Here is a 22,093-nt window from a genome sequence, read left to right as displayed (position 1 = left end):
CCTATTGTAACATAATTCATCTGTGTGTTTGAGTATCGTTGAGCTCGAAAGTAGGATTCAGCATAGCTGGTTATACCAGAAGTTATTTTTGCTGTATATTAAGGTAAAATAGCAAATACATAAACTACTATGGACAAATCAATACAGGAATACAACGACTCCATGTCAATTGAAGATAAAGCCATTTGCGAAAAACTGTGCGGGGAAATTGATCAACATCTCACTGGAGCAGAAAATAAAATCTGGCACAGGCATCCGGTTTGGTTTCTGAATGGCAACCCGATTGTTGGCTATAGTAAACTGAAAGGTGGTGTACGTTTGCTATTCTGGAGTGGTCAGTCGTTTGATGAATCAGATTTACAACCGGAAGGAAGCTTCAAAGCTGCCGAGACACGCTATACAGATGAAAAACAGATTGATACAAAGCAACTGAAACGCTGGCTTGAAAAATCTGCAAAAATCCAGTGGGACTATAAGAACATCGTGAAACGGAAAGGTCAATTGGAGCGGTTACTATAGTTGTCGTTTATAGTCTGTGTGGGCCCCATTTTCCACATATCCATACTCTTTTAAAAATTGGTTACAAAGGAGCAGAATTTCATCCGGAGTCTTATCTAAACCATGAATGGAAAAAATAACTTCTACTTTCTTCGTTTTACCTTCAATGCAAAGATGATGTTGGGGTACAGTATAGGTTGTTGACCCGGTACCATCAGTAGGACTCATAGTATATTCTTTATTATAAATTACTAAGCCAAATCCTGCTATATTTTCCCAAAGAAGTCGTTTTTCGCGTCGAGCCTGGAATTTTCGCAAAAAGGCAAAGCTGTCGAAGATACTTTTACTTGGGGATAACATCAAACCATCATCTGATATTATCATTGCTGCTTTTAAAGGAATTTTAGTCGAAATAAAATTGATGAATGAAGGTAGAAGAAAAGCTATTATAATAATACCATATGCTATAACGTCATACTTATGGTTGGCTGTAAGCATCGCGTATAAAAACCCAATAACTGGTAGTGCCACTACCAGCAGGCAGCCAAGGCTTGCTTCTATATTAGCATCAGTTGATCTTTTTATAATTATGGATTCCATTTGGAGCAATGATTTTCTATTTCCGGAAAAGACATTGTACAAATTTATGATGCAACGCAATGGCCTGCAAGTTTTAGCATACTACAAAACGCCTACCTTTCTTTAAAAAGGATCTACAATACGTCTACACAATTTTCAAGGAGCTTATAAAAGATATAGACTGTTTTCCAATAACAATCCGAAGTACTTTACAAGGGACTTTGAACTGGAATACAACCTACTTCCATCCGTATATAGTGGGAAAGCGAATAAACTATCACTTTTTATAAAAAAGCAGGCTTCAGAGGTTTTACTTCTGAAGCCTGCTTTTTTATAATCATCTAATATTCAATCATCAACATATAAATCACTTTATAGTATTCTCTTTTAAAACGTGTTCAAATGTATGCTAGCAGTGGTTTGTAAGTAGTATAACTCTTATATAAGCCTTATTCTAGTCTTATTTTAGTCTTATATAAACCTTATCTATAAAGGTATGGCTTATATAAGACCTTAAATTGGTTTATAATAGACCTATTTCAATAACCAGGATGAAATGTTAAGCATATATCAATATTGCGTTTATCTGCTACACAGTCTTCACTGCCAGACTACTTATTTTGCATGTACGTTGCCTGCAAAGCCAATAATTTCCATTGATCACCTTGCCTTATATAAGTTTCAGTAATTCTTTCCCATAAATCCCTGACGGTATTGTCGTTAGTTATATCTCTGATGATATTTATATGCATTATACCCGTCAATATTGCTGTATTCTCAATAACTACTATTTTTTGATTTGAGGTATTTAGTAATGGTATTTTTATAGAGGGATTCATTGCAAATCCTTTTATGAATTTTTCTTTATCCAGAATATCCCCATTCGCAGATGTAAATACAAATTCTTCTCTTAAGCCTTCACGTATAATTTTTTCTGTTCTCAGCGTTAAAGCATCATAAAATGATTTGTGTAACGTAAGTATCTTTTCCTGATTTTGATTCATTGTTTTTGCAGTTTCCATGATTTCATTGCTAGATTGTGCGTAAATAATTGTGTTGGCTAATAGCAGAGAGCCAACAATTAGCATCTGTTTCATAATGACATTTTTGATATTTAATTACGCAGTAAACTTAGCTTGTTTAGATGCCGTAATACTATAACCTGGGTTATAATATTTCGGTTCAGAAATCTTTTTTTGCAATTCGCCTTCTTATGCGGCTAAGGGAAGGTTGTTTCACACCGATATATGAAGCGATATGATATAAAGGTATCCGATCTAATATCAGGGGATATTGAATGCCTAAGTTTATGTATCGTGTTTCAGGAGTATCCAACAGTAGCATATCGTTACGTTCCTGGGCAGCAATAAAAGCATTTTCTGTAGCAATTCTTCCAAACCTTTCCCAGTTTTTACTCTCATTAAATAAGTATTGCAGATGATCATAGCTAATCAAAAAAACATTCGAATCTTCCATTGCCTGAATCCACATTTTGCTGGGTTTCTGGGTTAAAAAACTATGGTAGGCCTTGGGCCATTGACCTTCAAAGTAAAAGTTGCAATTTATTTGTTCTCCGTCGATAACTTGAAATGCCCGAAAAACACCTTTCAGAACAAAAGCTATTTCTTTATATGTTTTTCCCTCTTCAACCCAATTCTCGCCCTTCTTTATTTCTTTATACTGTAACCCTGGTTTGCATAGCGCCCAGTCAGTTTCCGTAATCGGGCTTACACAACTAATAGCGTTAAGAATTTTATCATAATAATCATTCATGGAAATTTTATTTAGGAGATTTTCTGACATTTCTGAAATCAAAGGTATTTAATTCTTCAGTCTATGGAGAGACGTCTTTTTACCTTATTAGAATGAAAGCTACATCTGATAGGGATATGGGGCTGGGGTAGTAAAATTATCAAGACACAAATTTTTATATGAAAGAAGAAGATTAATAGTCTAACTGAATAATTATTGTCGTTTTTTTACAATTTTTTCAATTGTAAAATCCGAACTTTTGTTGGCTCCTAACCGAGTGTTTAAAGTTTTACAGAAAACCAGAAAGAATATGCATCAGGAATATATCGAAATACGGGGAGCCAGAGAAAACAACCTTAAGGATGTGACATTGAGTATACCGAAGCGTAAAATAACTATATTCACAGGAGTGTCCGGCTCCGGTAAATCGTCCATTGTATTTGATACAATTGCGACAGAAGCCCAGCGTCAACTGAACGAAAACTTCAGCATGTTCATCAGGAACTTTTTGCCCCGCTATCCGCAACCACAGGCCGATGCTATCGAGAATCTCAGTATGGCCATTGTAGTAGATCAAAAGCGACTGGGTGGTGGTTCACACTCCACTATGGGTACAATCACCGATATCTCCCCTGTATTACGACTATTATATTCACGTATTGGTCAACCTCATGTCGGCTCATCAAATGTCTTTTCGTTTAATGATCCTCAGGGTATGTGCCCCGAATGCAATGGTATAGGCCGAAAAATGGGAGTGGTTTCCGATTCGTTTGTGGATATGTCCAAATCGCTGAATGAAGGGGCCGTACAGGTTCCGGTATTTGCTGCCTGGGAGCGTGACAGTTACGCAAGTTCAGGGTTCTTTGATAATGATAAGAAGATTTGCGATTACTCACCCGAAGAATTGGATCTCCTGCTGTATAGTAAACCCCGCAAGTTTAAATTGCAGATTGGCGGTGGTACCATGAATGCTACCTATCAGGGCATTATTGAAAAATTTACCCAATCATACATTAAGAGGGATATTAAAACATTATCAGAGCGCACACAGAAGATGGTTGCCCCTTATATTGCATTTGGTCCTTGTTTGCTTTGTAAAGGTTCCCGACTTAGCCAGGCGGCTTTAAGTTCAAAGATTAACGGAAAGAATATTGCAGAACTTTCGGCAATGGAGGTTTCCGAACTGATAGAAATAATTAAAGAAATTAAGGATCCGGTAGCAGCAACCATGGTTACAACTTTAACCGAGCGTTTGCAGCACCTGCTGGACATTGGTTTGGAATATTTAAGTCTCGACCGGGAAACCAGTACACTATCCGGAGGCGAGTCTCAGCGTATTAAAATGGTTAAACACCTCAGCAGCAGCTTAATTGATGTGATGTATATTTTCGATGAACCAAGTGTAGGATTACACCCGCGTGATGTTCATCGTTTAAATGAACTGCTTCAGAAACTTCGTGATAAGGGTAATACTGTGATTGTTGTAGAACATGATCCGGATGTAATCAAAGTAGCTGATTATATCATAGATGTTGGTCCGCATGCCGGAACGAAAGGAGGGGAGATCGTGTTTCAAGGTAGTTATAAAGAACTGCTGCAGGCAGATACGCTTACGGGGAGATTTATTAAACAGTCATTACCAATTAAAGACAGTTTCAGAAAACCAGCGGGACATTTATCAATAGCAAATGCTAAGGTTAATAATCTGCAAAATGTGAGTGTGAATATTCCCAAAGGCGTACTTACTGTTGTAACCGGCGTAGCAGGTTCCGGCAAAAGCTCACTTATTAATCATGTATTTCTAAAGCAACATCCTGAGGCTATTGTAATAGATCAATCGGCAGTAGGCACATCTACCCGGTCTAATCCTGCTACCTATACCGGCATTATGGATGATGTTCGTAAAGCATTTGCAACAGTTAATAAGGTAAGCGCTTCATTGTTTAGCTTTAACTCAAAAGGTGCCTGCGAAAATTGCCAGGGCTTAGGTGTGGTTTATACCGATCTGGCTTTCCTCGATGGAATAAAAACACCTTGCGAAATATGCGAAGGGAAGCGTTTTAAAGAAGAAGTATTGGCCTACAAACTGGATGGAAAATCAGTTTCTGATGTGTTAGAGCTGACAGTATTACAAGCAATGGATTTTTTCCAATATAAAGAGATAAATCGTAAGCTTCAGGCGATGAGTGATGTTGGGCTGGATTACTTAACACTCGGACAGCCATTAAGTACTTTATCCGGGGGCGAATGTCAGCGTATTAAGTTGGCAAGTGAGCTACATAAAAAAGGAAGTATTTATGTGATGGATGAGCCTACAACAGGTTTGCACATGTCAGATATTGGCCATTTACTAGGCATCATGAACCGTCTGGTAGATACAGGGAATACTGTAATCATCATTGAGCATAACCTCGACGTAATAAAAAATGCCGACTGGATCATAGATATGGGACCCGAAGGTGGCAACAAAGGCGGACAAGTAATATTTGAAGGTACTCCCGAGCAGCTTTCGAATGTGAAGAGTTCACTTACAAGTCAATACCTTTTTGCTTAATCCGTTCGCTTATTCACGAATCCGCCAGCAGGTGGATTACCTCTTCATAGGGCAATGACCTTGAGAGATGGATAATAATAAAAAAAGATGCAGTAGCGTTAAACGTACTGCATCTTTTTTATTATGCTGGTAAATAGATAAGTGATCTAGTTCTCGAAGTATTCGAAGCCATCTATAATATCAAGATAGACACCGTCGAAATGACTGTTCAGCAGCTTTTTCGCGTAGGAAGTATCATTACCGGAAATGATATTTTTCCAGTCGGCGTTCCAGTACTGCACTTTATAGTTGCCTGGCCAATCAGGATTTTCTGCTACGATGAACGATGGGCTGCCTACTTTCCAGGTGCTCTTCCAATAGTAACGGTAATCTTCTGCTTCTCCAATAGACATATAACAAATAACCAGACGTTTACCGCCATTGGCTTTTGTTTTAAGCTGATCAATCTCCGCTGCGGTAAATTCGGTGCTTCCCAGGAACAGGTCCATCAGGATCACATCATAGTTTGTAGCCTTTACAGCGTTGATGAACTGCGTCTTGGTAGAATAGTTCTCCGGGTTGATCAGATACAGGAAATTCTTTGCGAGGGACAGGCTGGTGATATTATTGCTGTTCACGCCATAGGGTGTGGCCGGGTAAGAAGGAATGTTATTAAGCTCACGGTGATCCGCGGCAAAAGAAACATATCCGTTGGTGTTATTGGAGCTGTAAGACTTATCCATGTTCGTCTTACTTGAACAATAATCTGTTACCAGCACTTTTTTGGTGGTCTTGATCCTATTGAGGAATTCTCTCAGATACAGGTTGTCGTCGGAAGGTGTAGGCACATTATCGCTATCATAGCCATAGAACAAGTCTTCTTGTCCTACGCCGTCAATGGCGTTTATGTAAGTCTGTGCCAGGGTACCGTCGGCTTCCCCGTTGGTGGTGATCAGTTCTATTCCGTTCTGTGGAATAATGGCAAACTGTGGATTCTGTGCTTTTGCATACTGGCTGATACCGATCACAAAGTTCCGCATCTCTGCCCGATAGTCTATAGCAGCCTGAACCCGGGCCTGAGCCAGCTTCTCTGATTGTGATAGACTAACTTTTTCGGTTTTGGAGCAGGACAAAATGCTCAGTAGCATGGGTAATGCAAACAGTAGTTTTTTTCTGGTTTTCATAGAATTTTATATGGTATAATTAAAAGAATGAAACATCCCATTTATGAAACAGGAAGCATCATATTTTTCGGGCGCAAGTTACTAATTTGGGAGATTAAAGAAGATGGGTAGGGCATTTAAAATTGTGGGTACGTTCAAACAATAAGCAATAGAACATTGACTTGTATACTTCATATGAATTAAGTTGTGATGAAAATAATGATGGTAACACATCTGGCAAATGCAGGTTTCCATGATGGAATAATGCGTATAGATGCAGACGATATTCAGATAATGAAATAGTAATTATTCCAGTTGCCGGAAACGATGATTGCCTTTTTGCTTTTTCATTATTCATATGGAATAAGTTGATTATCGCAGATAACAAACAGGAACCTTTCTCAGATTTTACGGAATCCAAGCATAATGTTATCATTAAACAGTTCTTAATAAAGTTTATGCAATCGTTTGCAATTTGAGATAAAATACTTACTTTAGATAAGGGTCAACGTAAATTCCACGAGTAAGACTGTTGATTATTAATGTATTGCGCAATTTTAAAGGATTCCCAGGTATTTTCTACATTATTCCCCGTGATGTTACGAAATCCCCATGACAAATGAATGTCACCCTCACTCAAAATGAACCTCTAAATCGATCAAAATGAATCGGAAAAATTACTCATTATTATTCATGCTGCAAACACGCCGCATGGTAAAACAGATTTTCTTTTTTATGTTATGCGTAACGGCAGCACTAAAACTTTCAGCTGCCACGATTAATGTTTCTTCTTTATCGGCTCTGCAAACGGCAATCAACAATGCTGCACCAGGGGATATTATCATTCTTGCCAATGGTGTTTATACTGCATCGACAGACATTACTATCAACAAGCAGGGAACTGCTGCACTGCCTATTACTATTGCTGCACAAACAATAGGTGGAGCGGAGGTAAAAGGGACTGCTGGTTTTAGTATTGTGAGTCCTGCAAAGTATATTGTTATCAGGGGATTCAAGTTCACCCATAATGCCTCTCAGGCTACCATGGCCAGTGGTACCAGCTTTTGCCGGTGGACCCGCAACGTGTTCCAGACACCTAATGAAGGAGAGAATCTGTTGATAAATGGAAATGACCAGGAAGTAGATCATAATACCTTTCAGCATAAAAATGCTCTGGGACGTTTTATTGCTGTACGTGGTAGTGGTAGCCAGATTGCACAACGCCTTCACATTCACCATAACTACTTTCTTGATCAACAGCCACAAACAGGTAATGGGGCTGAAACAGTACAGTTCGGGCTTAGTGGTTTAAGTCTCTCATCTTCCAACAGTATTATAGAGTATAATCTTTTTGAAGATTGTGCCGGCGAAAATGAAATGATATCTATCAAATCATCTGCTGTTACTGTCCGTTATAATACTATCCGCAATTGCCCTGCCCAGTTTACTTTGAGGCATGGTAATCATTGCACCGTGTATGGAAACTATTTTATTAACACGCCGGGAATCCGCATTTTTGGAGATGATCACAACATTTTCAGTAATCATTTTGAAAATTGTAATCCTGCTATTAATATTGGTAATGGTGATGGAGAAGTGGCAGATGGAGCTGCGCTTACATCACATGATCGTCCGGACCGTACACTGATTGCTTTTAATACCCTTGTGAATAATACGGGGAACATCGTACAATCTGGCCGTACAAATGGACTTGGTGCTACTGCCCAAACCGTTGTTAATAACATCATTCAGGGTGGCGGCTCAGCAGCTTCAATTGCAGGACCTTACACCGGTGCCGTATGGTCGGGCAATATAATCTATAATACCAATGGCGATGGTGATATGCCAACCAGTGGATATACAACCGCTAATCCATTGCTGGCAAGAGACGCTACCGGTACTTTTCACCTCCAGGCAGGAAGTCCTGCTATTAATGCTGCTACAGGCTCTTATTCAGCAGTTACAACTGATATGGACGGACAGACACGAACTTCCCCGAAAGATGCGGGAGCCGATGAAGTTTCTTCCACCGCTGTTACTGCCCGTATCCTCACACCTGCAATGGTAGGCCCTTTGGCCAGTGATCTGACAACTGACTGTCAGCCCGTAATTGCCAGTGCCGATGATGGTAATGTGGCTACGAATGTACTGGACGGAGATTTGAATACCCGCTGGTCTGCCAGTGGTGATGGACAATGGATACAATTTTGCCTCGATGAAACACTAGCGGTATCTGGTGTACAGATTGCCTTCTACAGTGGCAATGTACGGACATCCACTTTTGATGTACTGGTAGGTAATGATGCCATCAATTGGACTACAGCAGCAGCAGGACTGGTTAGCAGCGGTACTTCTCTTAGCCTGCAAACATTTTCCTTTACCCCAAAAACCGGTAAATATGTGCGGATAGTTGGTCATGGCAATAGTGTAAATGCATGGAATAGCTATTCAGAAGTGAAAGTACAAACAGGCAGCAACTTGCTGGCGTCTGCCAGGATGAATGCTACTCATGGTGTGGATGATTCTTTTTCCTTAAATAGTTATCCCAATCCAGTTAATGACCATACAACGATTAGCTTCAACCTGAAAAAATCCGGTATTGTAAGTCTTACAGTGTATGACATACATGGTAAACGGGTGAAAGTATTGGTAAGTGCACACCTGGAAGCAGGTGCATATAATATTCCGTTTGATGCCAGCAGTAAACCAACAGGTACATATATAGTGTCACTGAATTATAACGGGAAAGAGAGTGTGAGAAAAATACAAAAATTATAATCGACAGATTCCTTTGAGCCCTGTTTTGTGTAGCGAACAAAGGTGCGATTAATCGTGCCTTTGTTCGCTTATGTATTTCACTCTAAAGCTTGTTAGTAGCTTTTCTTCCTACAAATCTAATCACAGAACCCTTTCCAATATGATATTTCCCTTCATTTAAAAGAATCTCTTCTTCCTCTAACACTAATATTTCATAATCTTCAAAATCGGCTATTATTTCTGCTTTAGAGTATAACATATCAATATCTTTCGGCCCCCCGACTTTTGGATCAAGTTTGCTAAAGTGTATGTGATTTTTACTGAAAGCCTCTAAAATAATTATGCCACCCGGTCTGAGATAGTCATTTAATTTTTTATGGAACATAGACTTCTTTTCAGATGAAAAGTGTGCATACACAAGTCCAATAGCATCGAATGTTTCTCTTTCAAACTGGAGTTGTTCCAGATCTCCAACGATATACTCAAGAGCAACACCATTATCTTTACTAAGTTGTAATGCTTTTGATTGCCCTTCTACACTTAGGTCAAATGAAGTCACTTTCCACCCGAGTCGGGCTGCAAATACCCCATTACGTCCTTCTCCATCGGCTGGCATCAATATAGATCCGGATTTAAATTTTGGAAGCCATTCTTTAAAAAACATATTAGGGTCCTTGCCATAAGCAAATTCCTGATCTTTATATCTTTCATCCCATTTCTGATTCATATAATGATTTTATTTACCCACAAAATTAGGTCCTCTGGTAATCTGTAGGATAGGACAAAAATGTAGTTTAATAGGACTTATCTGAAATTATGTCTAAATGCTTCAGGTGAATGGCCTGTATGCTTTTTGAAGAATCTGATAAAGTAGGAAACATCTTCGTAGCCCAGATGATATGCTATTTGGGTTACCTGATTTGATGTTGCGAGAAGCTGTCTTTTGGACTCCAGTATAATGTATTCATTAATAAGTTCTGAAGACGTTTTACCTAACGTTGTTTTAGTAATTGCATTGAGCTGATAAGAGGAAAGATTCAACATTTCAGCATATTGAGACACTTGCTTATGAGTAGAAATATGAGTATCCAAAAGTTCTAAAAATTCCTCAAGTCGTTCCTGAGTGTAAGTGTTAACATTCTGCAAGGAGGTTTTGCTATACTGCCGAACAAGTTCGATAAAGAAAATTCCCAAATTTGCTTTAATGACTTCCTGATACCTTTCCTGTTTGTTAGTATACTCCTGAAAAATGTAAGTTAATATTGAAAGTAACTTCTTGAACCTATCGGCATCAGGCTGATAAAGGTTCATATTACTTACCTTATGTAATAGCTGGTTTGATTCTTTGTCATTAGGATAATAGAAATCAGTCTTAAATTGCATCAGGTATCCCGTACTTCCTGCTTTCAGTATGAGCTGATGTACCTGACCGGGCCGCATGAAGAAAACAGAATTGTTACAAACTTCGTATGGCGTAAAGTCTATTTCATGATTCCCTGTTCCTTTTTTCAAAGCCAGAATATAAAAGAAATCATGTCTGTGAAGCTCCTGAATCATATCTTTCTCAGCAAGCAAATCCCGAACATCCCGTATGCTAAAGCTTCCGGAAAAATCCGGCTCTTTTTGTGTTACATTAATATGCCTTATTGGAATTTTTCCCATTTTATTCTAATTATTGTTAGCATTTGGCCAACTTAAATCGACAAATAAGATTACTGGGTTGTTTTTATCTTGTCCCCGAACATATACCCATTGAAAATAAAATTTTATCAGGTGTTTAGATGTAGAAATGTCAATATACAAAAAAAGAAAGCTTCAAGTCATTGAACTTGAAGCTTTCTTTTTGCCTGAACATAAACTATCAATCCTCTGGTATCAGTACGAAAATAAATAAATTGTCTTCGTTAAAATATTTAGCCGCAACCTCTCTTATTTTTTCCGGTGTTACCTGTTTTAGTACATCATTATAATGCAGTAATCCTGTAATATCTTCCTGTTCCCTGTTTTCATACACGATTCTGTCAAGCCAGAAACCATTATCTTTCAGCTTTAGTTCCATTGTCCTTTGCTGTTCAGCAATGAATTTTTCGACATTTTCTTTTGTGGGACCATTTTCTCTTATCTTTCTTAATTCATCCTTTACAGCAGCGATCAGTTTTTCTCTTTGCTGAGGAGAAGTGGCAAAACTAATATTCAGAGAAAAGCGGTTTACAGGATATTTATAAGTGGCAGGTGTTACATTGACGGTATAAATACCTCCCTCTTCCTCTCTTAGTCTTTCCAGCAATCTTATATGTAGGCATTCTGACAAAGCATCCATCAGCAGGTTTTCCTGTTGAGTATAAGTGTACTTACCGACATATGCCATTGCAACGGTTGCTTTGTCTTCTTTACCTTTTCTGATAGTTGCTGAAAATCCTTTATCGGGCGGATAAAGTCCCAGGTTGCGTGCTGTTTCCTTACGTCCGTTCGCTGGTAGGGTTGCCAGATATTTAAGCAACAAAGGTTCAATTTCATCTATTGTAAAACTACCCACAATAGTAAATACAAAATCGGAAGCATCTGCAAAACGCTCTTTGTAGATCGCTAATGCCCGATCAGCATTTATATTATTTATTCTTTCTAATGTAGGTGTTGTTTTACGGATGTTGTTCTTGTATAGTAATGTGTTGACAGTATCAGCGAAAACAGCGGCAGGGTTACTGCGTCTGTTCACTACGTTAGTGCGTGCTTGTGCAATGCTGGCAGTAAAAAAGTCCGGATCCATACGAGGACTGGTAAAGTAAGCATGTATCAATTCAAAAGCCTGAGGCAGGTCCTCTTTTCCACTAGCACCACTGATCCCTTCATACCTTTCTGATATATAAGGAGCGATCTGCACATTTTTACCTGAAAGGTAATTTCTCAATTGTGTAGCATTGTAAGTGCCTAATCCACTGGAACGTACAAGTGCTGTTGCATTACTGGCTGATTCAAAATCGGCATCAGAATAAAGTGATGTACCTCCGGGACTGAAAGCATACATCTGTATTTCATTATTCTTAAATGTTGTCGGCTTAAGTATAACGGTCACGCCATTACTTAATACCAGTGTTGTAGTGCCAAGCTGTTGATTGTCGGTTTTCTTAATAATACGACCGGGAACTGGCAACTGTGCTATTAAAGATCCATTTCCCTTGTCTTCCTTGTAGGCGGTTACCTCGCTGTTTTGTACAGTTGTGATCCAGGACAGCACTGTTGCTTCAGATGGAAGTTGTTCTTTCTGCGAGGTTGGTGCCATCACAAAAATATCACGGTTGATATCGTGCTGGTATTCTTTGATGATATTGTTTATCTCTTCAATCCTGATAGCAGGTATTATGCGTGCTGCTGCCTTGTGATAATATTCAATACCTGGCGCAGGTGATTTGCCCAGGAAATAGTTGAGATACTGATCTGCATAAGATTGAGATTTCTTTTTGTTTCTTTCCAGATAAAGGGCCTCCATACCTTTCAGGAAACTTTCCCTGGTCCTGTTTAGCTCTGCATCAGTAAAACCAAAACGCTTTACTTTTTCCATCTCTGTGTATACAGCTTTTACTCCTCTTTCAATCTCTCCGGGTTTCAAAGTAATGTTCACTGCAAATGCTTCCAGATTACCATAAAGGTCTTCAAATCCGTTACTGGCATTGATATAAGCGGGATTTGCCACGTGTGTCGCATCTGCTAGTCTTGCGCTCATCATACGGCTGTAAAAGCTACGTATCAGCTCCTTGCGGTAATCATCTTCGGTGCGCATCTGCTGAACCGCGAACTTGTGAAGTACCCGAAGATGTGTACTGGTCATCTCGTTATCAGTAATGGCGAGGAAATGATTTTCGCCTTTCAGGGGAACGGTGTATTGTTCACGTTTCCGGATCTTTGCAGGACTTTTCAGATCTGAGAACAAGCGTTTAATATCCTTTTCTATTTTTGCTTCATCAATATCTCCTACAATGATGAGTGCCTGCAGATCCGGGCGATACCAGTCCTCATAAAACGTTCTGATTTCTTTATAGCTGAAATGGTTTAGTACATCATCCGTTCCGATAGGCATACGTTCTGCATAACGGGAATGATTCATAATGAGCGGTAGTGTTTGATCCTGAATGCGCTGATCAACTCCTTTTCTCAACCGTTTTTCTTCCAGAATAACACCTCTTTCTTTATCGATCTCTGTTTCTTCCAATAAGGCTCCCTTTGCCCAGTCACGCATGATCTGTAATCCCTGCGCCAGCAGCAAGGTATCGTCTGAGGGGAGGGGGAGTTGGAAAATAGTCTCGTCAAATGTTGTGTAAGCATTCAGATCTGCTCCGAACCGCACACCAGCTTTCTGAAGATAATTTACCAGTTCATTTTTAGGGAAGTGGGTGGTGCCATTAAAATTCATATGTTCCAGGAAATGGGCCAGCCCGCGCTGATTGTCTGTTTCCAGAATTGAACCTACTTTATTGGCAAGATACATTACCACACGTCCGGACGGCTCTGTATTCCTCTTAATGTAATATTGCATGCCGTTGGCCAGCTTGCCTGTTTTTACTTCAGGATCCAATGTAATCTTCTCCTGACCCAGCGCCAGATGCGAGCATAGCAGCAAAGTGGCCGGCAGGTATCCTTTCAAAATTTTCATACCAGTGTTCATATTATTAAAAAAGCGAAGGCCGCACAATTAAGAGCGGCCCTCGTAGGAAATATTATTTTATCTTCTTTTTCTTCGTAAAAGCATAATTGCAACAGCGATTACAATTATACCAGGCAGCACAGCAATGAGGAACCATGTTATCATAGAAACTCCGCCTGCATTTGTCAATATAGCATTATCGGTAGAAGGTTCTTTATATACATCAACAGGGAAATTATCGAATGAAAACCATCTGAATAATTCCATCATAAAAGTGAAATTACCTGTCTGAATATTACTTCTCAGTAATTCAGCATTGCTCATAAAATCAGCGTCGCCGGATACCAGGATACGTTGCTCCTTCTTATTTATATTCCTGGTAAGTGCTATCACTACCGGGAATTCTCCTTTTTCGTCATGTAAAACATCATTGAATTCCACAGAACGCAGACTGTCATCTATCTGGGCAGTTCTGCGGATTGAGTTAAGTGTATTAGCAACAATGAGAGGAGTTACCTTAAATGAATTTAATGTATCCCATGAAAGTGTTGCAACACCAGGGAATACCATTCCAGACATCAAACGAGGAGATGGTCTGGCTCCCAGCAATTGCATTCCTTCCGGAGTAAGTGGGGCATGGAATAGCGACGGAGCAAAATCTTCACTTTTCTGGAGCATTACACCCGGGTCCAGTTGTACGCCTATCATGTCCAATAAAGGCTTTATGATATCTCTTCGCTTTGGTTCACCAGCGATAAGCAGATTACCTCCGGCATTGAGATAATTCTTTATCTTATTCATTTCTACAGGTGAGTATGGTGTACCGGGATCTGCGATTACCAGTACGGCTATATCCGCGGGAAGATCTGTATTTTCGAGCGACATCTCCTCCACATCAAATCCCTGATTTACCAGCGAGCTGCGGAAGGTGATTTCTGTAGTGGGAAGCTTTATATCATTGTCGCCCATTCTACGTATACTTCTTTCATTATGACCTTTCAGAAATACAGCCTTGGGCGGTGTTACTGCCAGACGTTTAAAAGCAGCAGCAAACTCTTTCTCAGTGGGCTGACGTATGATGTCGTCGAACATCCGGAGATAGGTAGTTTTATTACCGTATTGTATTACACGTACCAGTCTGTTTTGCTCACTACTCAGGTTGATCGTTTTACGGATCTCTTCAGGAGAAAGGAAATCTTTGAAATCCAGTTTCATGGAAGCCGCCATTTTACGCGCTACTTCTTTTGCAGGTAGTCCTTTATTGCGCGTGAACAGTTCAATGTTATTCGTAGTGTCGTAATAGTAAACATACTTCACTTCTATATCATGCTTAAAACGGAAGTATTTGTCATAACTTGATAAGTCAGTATTTCTTGAAGATGGCAATCCAATATAATAATTCAGATCCAGCAGGTTTACGTATGTAGTCACCTTCACTGGATCTTTCAGCTTACGAAGAATCTGCTGCGTGTTGGGAGAAAGTGTACGTTTATTGCTCGCGGTCATATCCCTGTAAACGATCAGCTGAGGACGTGCAGTAACATATCCTATCAGCAGTGCGAAGGCGATAAGCGTTACATAACGCAGCGATTTCAATACGGGAGATCTGGATTCCCTGTCGCCTTTCAGTTTCAGGATAGTAAGACCCACGAACATGCAGATAACGATGAGGAAGTAAAACACATCTTTGCTGGTAATGAGACCATCTATGAACTCATCTACTCTTCCGGAGATCGACAAAAAATACGTGAGGTCCCGCACAAAATCAATGTCCTGCCATAAATGTCCTACATAATTTAATCCTGCCAGTAAAGCCAGTGTGCTAATAGCCGCCACTACCTGGTAAGTGGTGAGTGAAGACATAAACAGGCCAATAGCAGAGTAGGCACATATCTGCAGAAACAGACCGATAATACCACCAGTAATGAAAGAAAGATCTGCATTTTTAATAGTAAACCCTGCAATGATTTCGAGCAATGCCAGGCAAAGCATCAGCAACACACAATACACTACCATTGCCAGGTATTTTCCCCATACTACAGAACTGACCTTTACCGGAGAAGAGTATACAAGTTTAATAGAGCCGCTACCTGTTTCCCGGCTGATAAGTCCCATCGTTAGTAAAGGAATATATAAATACAGGTACTCTTTTATTTTTGTAAATACACCAGCAAAGCCTGAAAAAATGTTATTCGTCATATCGGAGGACGCCATTCCCATTTGCTGGGCGCGTTCCATCCGCTCCAGCAAGTGGCTGAACTCCCAGCCGGATTGTATCATAAATATGACCAGTACCACCCAGGCAACAGGAGAGTAAAACAGATTGCTGAGTTCTAACCGGGCTATTCTGAAAGCAATTTTCATCTTAAAAAAATTATTTAATCTTATTTGATAATCGTGCAAATATTTCTTCCAGAGAACTTCTTTCCAGATGTATCTCCTGCATTTTCCAGCCTCTGTTTACGCTGTATTCAATCATCTTTTCAGCAATGTCCGGAGAGGAATTAAAGCTGACCCTGATCTTGTTGCTGTTCAGAATTTTCACCTGTGTAACCCCTTCGATAGCCAGCAATTCTGCTTCTGTTGGCGGATTTTTCAGATAAAGCACCATGGAGTCCGGCTCGATATAATTGTTGAAATCATCTACCGTACCGCTAAAAACAACTACTCCCTGTTCTATCATTTTAATGGTATCGCAGGTGGCCTGTACTTCTGAAAGGATATGAGAAGAAAAAATCACTGAGCGGTCTTCTCCTATTTCTTTAATCAGTCCTCTCACCTCTGTGATCTGGTTAGGATCAAGCCCGTTCGTTGGCTCATCCAGTACTACCAGTTTGGGTTTGTGAATGATAGCCTGTGCTATACCAACTCTTTGTTTATACCCACCAGACAGGTTCTTGAGTAGCCTGTTACTGAAATGGGCTACTCCGCATCTTTCTTTTGCTTCTTCCATGGCCGACCGGATCTTATTTTTAGGAATAAGTCGCATATAGGCACAGTGACGTAAATATTCGTCTACTGTAAGGTCCAGGTACAATGGTGCGTTCTGCGGCAGGAACCCGATCAGTTTCTTAGCCTCCAGTGGTCGTGTACGCAGATCAATACCATCTATGAATACATTTCCCTGCGTTTGATTTAACACACCGCACAAAATATTCATCGTAGTAGATTTGCCGGCGCCATTGGAGCCAAGAAAGCCGGTAATACCCTTTTGCCTGATCTCCAGGTTGATATCCTTTATAGCCCAGGCTTGACTGTACCTGTGCGAAAGGTTTTCAATTTTTACAATACTTGTATCCATAAATAGATTTTCCTTGAAAATTCAAATAAGTTCCTGACATCATATTCTGATGCATGAAGACTTATGGCGATAACTGAAAGGAATACCCGGAATACAACTAAATGTATTCCGGGTAAAGGGACTATTGGTAGTCCGGGTTTTGTATTAGGTTAGGATTGGCGTTTATAGCAGTTTGTGGCAGAGGGAAATAAGCCGCACGTGGCAGCCATGTTGGTTTAAGAGCTCCCAGCACAGCATCGATGCGATTAGTTCTCCGAAGGTCGAACCAGCGGTGACCATTTTCGCAGAAGAATTCATGTTTGTTCTCTTCTTCGATTTCCAGTGCAATAACAGCAGCGTCTGTAGATGTACTGGCAGTCAGCCCTGCGCGTACGCGTACCACGTTCATATCGTCACGACCTTCAACTGCGCGCTGTAATTGTAACCTCGCTTCTGCACGGATCAGATATTGCTCTGCAAGTCTGAGGACAGTAGGGGCTTCCATACGTCCGGTACCGTTAGCACTGGTTGTTACCTTGAATTTATACGGTTGATAGTTAAGTACACCTAAATAAGTGGTATCTCTGATCCACTTTGTACGTCGTACATCACCTGATGCAAAGCTGTTTATAAATTCTGGCAGCAGCGAATACTGTGTACCGTTACTGGCAAAGCTCATGCCTTCATAAGTATAACCGGTTGTTGCGGAAATGTATGAACCGAATTGTAAAATGGCTTCGCTGTTATTCTTTACAAACACATTACTGATAGTCGCGGTTGGTGTCATTACAAACAATGATCCACTACTTTCTATCACTTTAGTTGCTTCCTGTTCTGCAAGTGCCCATTGTCCGGTATAGAGATATACTCTTGCCAGCAATGCGCTGGCTGCCCATTTGGTAATGATTGTTCTTGCACCGGGAACGGTAACGGAAGTATAATTATCTGGTAATACATCGCGGGCCTGGACGAGGTCTGCAATGATTTGATTGTATATTTTGCTTGCAGAGTCTTTAGGAGCCAGTGCTGTTTGGTTTACATCTGTCACTAATATCAGTGGTACATCTTTATACAGATTTACCAGATAAAAATAACATAGGCCCCGCATAAACTTTGCATTTGCGGATAACTGTATTTTCAGTGAATCAGAAAGCGCTGTAGTGTTTTGTACTCCTTCCAGCAAGCTGTTGAAACGGTAAATACCAGCATACAGATCCGCCCACATTGTATTAAGGTTGCTGACAGCAGAAGTGCTGGACAGCGGCATATAAGTGTTTTTTTCTAATTCCTCATAGTTGGTGTTAGCTAAGAATTTCAGTTCATCAGCTGCCATTGCAGTATAGGATGTAAGATATACAGACATCGTAAGAGAATTGGTGGTACTGCTCATCGCTCCGGACAATGCAGACAACGCCGTCTTTTCCGAACTGAAGACCAATGTGCTGGACATTTCAGTAATAGGCGCCGGAATCTCAATCATTTTTTCACAGCCAGTCAGCACCGTTATGAGTAATATACTATTGAAAAGCATTATTCGTCTCATTAGAAAGAAATTTTTAAGCCAGCAGATAAGGTACGTAATGGAGGCAGAGACATTCCCTGCGATTCAGGATCAAACCCTTTATACGATGTGATCGTAAACAGATTCTGTCCCTGGATATACAGCTTTGCAGCATTCATTTTCATCTTCATTGCTACCTGAGCAGGAAGATCATATGAGAAAGCAACGCTTTTCAGACGAATGAAGGAAGCATCCACCATCATTGCATCAGAGCCGAAATAATTGCCTATGCTGCTGTTATAGCCTGCCAGTACATGTCGCTTATCGGCCGGGCCATCGGCCAGATATTTATCGAGTGATGATTTAGATACATTATAGATATATCCTGGAGGATAGGTATTGGATACCAGCAAATCCCTGCCGGTTTGTTTAACGAACTGTAACATCACGTCCAGGGAAAAATGTTTGTAGGTGAACGAGTTATTAAACCCACCAAAATATTTCGGATAGGAAGTACCATAATAATACCGGTCTCCCAGACCTTTAGCATACAGTCCAGATGAAATAGTACCGCTCTTATCCAGGTCTGCCACTTTAGGCAGGCCGGTGGTACTATCATAACCTGCATATTTGTAAATGTAGATACTGGAAACAGGATCTCCTACAACATACCTGGTATAGTAAGAACTCTTTTTGAGATCGGGGTATGATTTCAACTTATTCCGGTTCATTGAAAAATTGAAATTGCTGGTCCAGGTGAAGTTTTTCTTCACAATATTGATGGTGCTTAATGTCAATTCCAGTCCGCTGTTCTGCACTGTAGCCGGCATGTTTGCCTGATAGCTGCTGAAACCGGCCTGAGAGCTGATGGTATAGGTGATCAGCTGATTACCTGTGTTATTGTTATAATAAGCAGGCGTGAATCGTATTCTGTTCTTTAAGAATCCAAGTTCCAGCGCTATCTCTATCTTTTTCGTCTGTTCCCATTTATAGTTACTGTTAGCTATACGGGAAGGAAATAATCCTGGAGAACCATTGTAGTTATAGGAGGTAGATGAATAGGTATCCAGATAACCATAGTTACCGATGTTATCACTTCCGGTGATACCATAACTACCACGAAGTTTTCCGCTGCTTAACCATTTTTGCTGAGCGGCCATGAAAGGTTCATCGGTAAAGATCCATGCTGCACCAATGGAACCGAAGTTACCAAAGCGGTTGCTTGGTCCGAATCTGGAAGATCCATCCCTTCTGAAGATACCATTCAGTACATAACGTTCTTTGTAAGTGTAGTTCAGTCTTGCGAACACAGATGCGAACTTATAATCTGCAGAGCTGGACCTTGTAGTTACTGTTGCCGCCGATCCTATATTTTCCAGGAATTCATCAGAAATAAAGTCTGATGCAAGGGTATAATAAGGCTGCCTGGATTTTGAGTATTGCCATGACCCGCCGATAAGTGCAGATATTTTACCCAGACCGATACCTCTCACATAACTCACCTGTGGTTCTACAATATAATTGTTGGTATAGCTGTAAGAAAATATTGATCTCGAAGTATTGGTGGCCACAGACCTATCCTGCGAAGCAAGAGGTATTAATTGTGCCTGATCCATGTCTGCACGGCCAAACCCTCCAAGTATCTTAAATTCTAATCCTGCAAATGGTCTGTAACGGATATTCAGATTACTGTTCAGGTTAGAGGTTTTGTTACGGTTGGTACGCATCATAACAGCTATTGGATTCTGTACCAGTGATCCGGACCAATAGAGGCTCCCATTAGGATTGTACAAGGGGAAATTTGGTGATGTCTGATATGCACGGGAAGTCAGGTCTTCTACTGCCAACCTGTTGTTGTCGGCACTGTACATTACTGAAAAGCTGATACCCAGTTTCTGGTCTATAGAGTTATGATTAACACTGAAATTTGCAGATCCTCTTTTGTACGATTTATCGAGGTAGTATACAGTTGTTTCATTATGATAGGTACCACTGATCAGGAAGTTGGTCCTGAGATCACCACCGGACACGCTCGCATTGACATCTGTAGATTTAGCGGTATTTCCTATAAGCAGTTTCTGAAAATCGGTATAAGCATTCTGGTCCCAAAGCACCAGGTCCGGCGCATTAGTAGCATTAGGCGTGGTACCGGAGTTTTTGAATCCCAGTTTGCGCAGTTCCAGGTATTCTTTTGTATTTAATTCCGGCACTGTTTTAGGAATATGTGAAACTCCAGTATTCACATTCAGGTCAAACCTTGTTTTTCCTGGTTTGCCTTTTTTTGTGGTAATAAGTATCACGCCATTAGCCCCACGGGAACCATAGATAGCGGTAGCATCGCCATCTTTCAGTACTTCGATACGTTCAATGTCTGCCGGACTAATGCTGTTTAATGGACTGGTAGAACCATTGGACCCGGTAACTTCAGTACCCGTTTGTGCATTGATAGCTTCGGACAGGAATGGAACGCCATCCACTATATAAAGAGGAGTAGAGGTTCTAAGCATAGAATTGACACCTCTTACCTGTACATTAAAAGCTGTGCCCGGGAAACCATTGCTTTGAACAATACTTAATCCGGGTACTCGTCCCTGGAGGGCCTGTAATACGTTTGTGACAGGTTGTTTTTCAATTATTTTTGAGTCTATGCTGGATACGCTGCCGGTAGACAGGCGCTGGCTCTCTGTATAATACCCTTTATTTACAATTACCTCTGAGAGATTGCTTACAACAGGAGTCATGATGATAGCAATTTCTCCTTTTACAACTTTTAATGATGTTGCCTGAAACCTGTTGACAACAGCGGCGGTAAAACTTTCACCTGTGCTGTGAACAACAATTTCTACCGGCATATATCCCACTATAGATACCAGTACGACGTCTCCCTCAGCAACATCGCTCAACTTAAACGTTCCTTTCTGGGAGGTGATGGTACCTGTATTGGATCGTTTTAACTTAATGGATACACCGGCAAGTAATTCTCCGGAAGTACTTCTTACGGTTCCGCTGATCTCTCCCGGAGGGAGTTGTGACGGGGCTTGAGTCACAATTTTTTGCTGTGACAGATAAATAGTTTTTCCTTCAATAATATAGGATACCGGAAGATCTGCCAGCACAACATTCAGAAAAGACGTCAGAGACATCTCCTTTACAGATACTGATACAGGTCTGGCATTCGCAAGTACATCCTGGTTATAAAACACCATGAATCCGGTTTGTTCTTCAATAGCATTAAACACTTTTTTCAGGGGAAGATTTTTCCCTGAAAGCGTAACGTTTTGAGAAAACCCCGTAGCCTGAACATTCAAAAAAGCTACGGTCAGTAAGATCACTGTTAATTTCATTACCCGAATTAGATTTGGCAAGGGACTGCCCTTGGGCCATTGTGGCA

The 22,093-nt window shown here is 40.5% G+C and carries 14 protein-coding genes; 3 read left to right on the top strand and 11 right to left on the bottom strand.

The genetic code is table 11. The annotated features are described in order from the left end of the window. Positions 1 to 129 precede the first annotated feature (129 nt). Positions 130 to 519 (top strand): DUF1801 domain-containing protein, encoded by a 390-nt coding sequence (locus BM176_RS03885; protein WP_090099747.1) that lies wholly within the window; start codon positions 130 to 132, stop codon positions 517 to 519. Here the strand turns inward: BM176_RS03885 and BM176_RS03880 are convergent. The 3 genes from BM176_RS03880 to BM176_RS03870 form a co-directional block, all read right to left on the bottom strand. Continuing rightward, positions 514 to 1,098: a hypothetical protein gene (locus tag BM176_RS03880; RefSeq protein ID WP_090099744.1), complete on the bottom strand. Its 585-nt coding sequence runs from the start codon at positions 1,096 to 1,098 to the stop codon at positions 514 to 516. The genes BM176_RS03885 and BM176_RS03880 overlap by 6 nt on opposite strands. 590 nt (positions 1,099 to 1,688) lie before the next feature. Further along, complete coding sequence (locus BM176_RS03875; RefSeq protein WP_090099742.1) at positions 1,689 to 2,174, bottom strand: nuclear transport factor 2 family protein; 486 nt, start codon at positions 2,172 to 2,174, stop codon at positions 1,689 to 1,691. Between the two features lie 85 nt (positions 2,175 to 2,259). Continuing rightward, positions 2,260 to 2,850, bottom strand: coding sequence for a Crp/Fnr family transcriptional regulator (locus tag BM176_RS03870; protein ID WP_177230287.1), 591 nt, complete (start codon positions 2,848 to 2,850; stop codon positions 2,260 to 2,262). A 289-nt stretch (positions 2,851 to 3,139) separates the two neighbouring features. Here BM176_RS03870 and BM176_RS03865 point away from each other — a divergent pair, with 289 nt between their 5' ends. Beyond that, the gene (locus tag BM176_RS03865; RefSeq protein ID WP_090099738.1) at positions 3,140 to 5,383 is read left to right on the top strand and encodes an ATP-binding cassette domain-containing protein; all 2,244 of its coding nucleotides are present in this window, start codon (positions 3,140 to 3,142) and stop codon (positions 5,381 to 5,383) included. A gap of 146 nt (positions 5,384 to 5,529) precedes the next feature. Here the strand turns inward: BM176_RS03865 and BM176_RS03860 are convergent, their stop codons facing one another. Next, the gene (locus tag BM176_RS03860) at positions 5,530 to 6,546 is read right to left on the bottom strand and encodes an endo alpha-1,4 polygalactosaminidase (protein WP_090099736.1); all 1,017 of its coding nucleotides are present in this window, start codon (positions 6,544 to 6,546) and stop codon (positions 5,530 to 5,532) included. Between the two features lie 642 nt (positions 6,547 to 7,188). Here BM176_RS03860 and BM176_RS03855 point away from each other — a divergent pair. Next, positions 7,189 to 9,303, top strand: coding sequence for a chondroitinase-B domain-containing protein (locus BM176_RS03855; RefSeq protein ID WP_143097690.1), 2,115 nt, complete (start codon positions 7,189 to 7,191; stop codon positions 9,301 to 9,303). An 82-nt stretch (positions 9,304 to 9,385) separates the two neighbouring features. On the opposite strand, the gene BM176_RS03850 is transcribed toward BM176_RS03855, so the two are convergent. The 7 genes from BM176_RS03850 to BM176_RS03820 all read right to left on the bottom strand — a co-directional run bounded on the left by BM176_RS03850 (position 9,386) and on the right by BM176_RS03820 (position 22,046). Then, positions 9,386 to 10,009, bottom strand: coding sequence for a class I SAM-dependent methyltransferase (locus tag BM176_RS03850; RefSeq protein ID WP_090099733.1), 624 nt, complete (start codon positions 10,007 to 10,009; stop codon positions 9,386 to 9,388). A 77-nt stretch (positions 10,010 to 10,086) separates the two neighbouring features. Beyond that, positions 10,087 to 10,944 (bottom strand): helix-turn-helix domain-containing protein, encoded by an 858-nt coding sequence (locus BM176_RS03845; protein ID WP_090099731.1) that lies wholly within the window; start codon positions 10,942 to 10,944, stop codon positions 10,087 to 10,089. A 199-nt stretch (positions 10,945 to 11,143) separates the two neighbouring features. Next, positions 11,144 to 13,930 carry a M16 family metallopeptidase gene (locus tag BM176_RS03840; RefSeq protein ID WP_090101603.1) on the bottom strand — a complete coding sequence of 929 codons (2,787 nt, stop codon included), beginning with the start codon at positions 13,928 to 13,930 and terminating at the stop codon, positions 11,144 to 11,146. Between the two features lie 69 nt (positions 13,931 to 13,999). Then, entirely contained in the window at positions 14,000 to 16,285 is a 2,286-nt protein-coding gene (locus BM176_RS03835) for a DUF4350 domain-containing protein (RefSeq protein WP_090099729.1), read from the bottom strand. Positions 16,286 to 16,295: 10 nt separating this feature from the next. After that, entirely contained in the window at positions 16,296 to 17,222 is a 927-nt protein-coding gene (locus tag BM176_RS03830) for an ABC transporter ATP-binding protein (RefSeq protein WP_090099727.1), read from the bottom strand. Between the two features lie 121 nt (positions 17,223 to 17,343). Beyond that, positions 17,344 to 18,744 (bottom strand): RagB/SusD family nutrient uptake outer membrane protein, encoded by a 1,401-nt coding sequence (locus BM176_RS03825; protein ID WP_090099724.1) that lies wholly within the window; start codon positions 18,742 to 18,744, stop codon positions 17,344 to 17,346. Then, positions 18,744 to 22,046: a SusC/RagA family TonB-linked outer membrane protein gene (locus tag BM176_RS03820; protein ID WP_177230286.1), complete on the bottom strand. Its 3,303-nt coding sequence runs from the start codon at positions 22,044 to 22,046 to the stop codon at positions 18,744 to 18,746. Before BM176_RS03820 ends, BM176_RS03825 begins: the two co-directional genes overlap by 1 nt. Positions 22,047 to 22,093: the final 47 nt, after the last annotated feature.

Origin of the sequence: Chitinophaga sp. CF118 (genome assembly GCF_900112615.1) — a bacterium.
GTDB lineage: Bacteria > Bacteroidota > Bacteroidia > Chitinophagales > Chitinophagaceae > Chitinophaga.
Note: the sequence above shows the minus strand (reverse complement) of the source record. Positions and strands in the feature narration are given on the sequence as shown.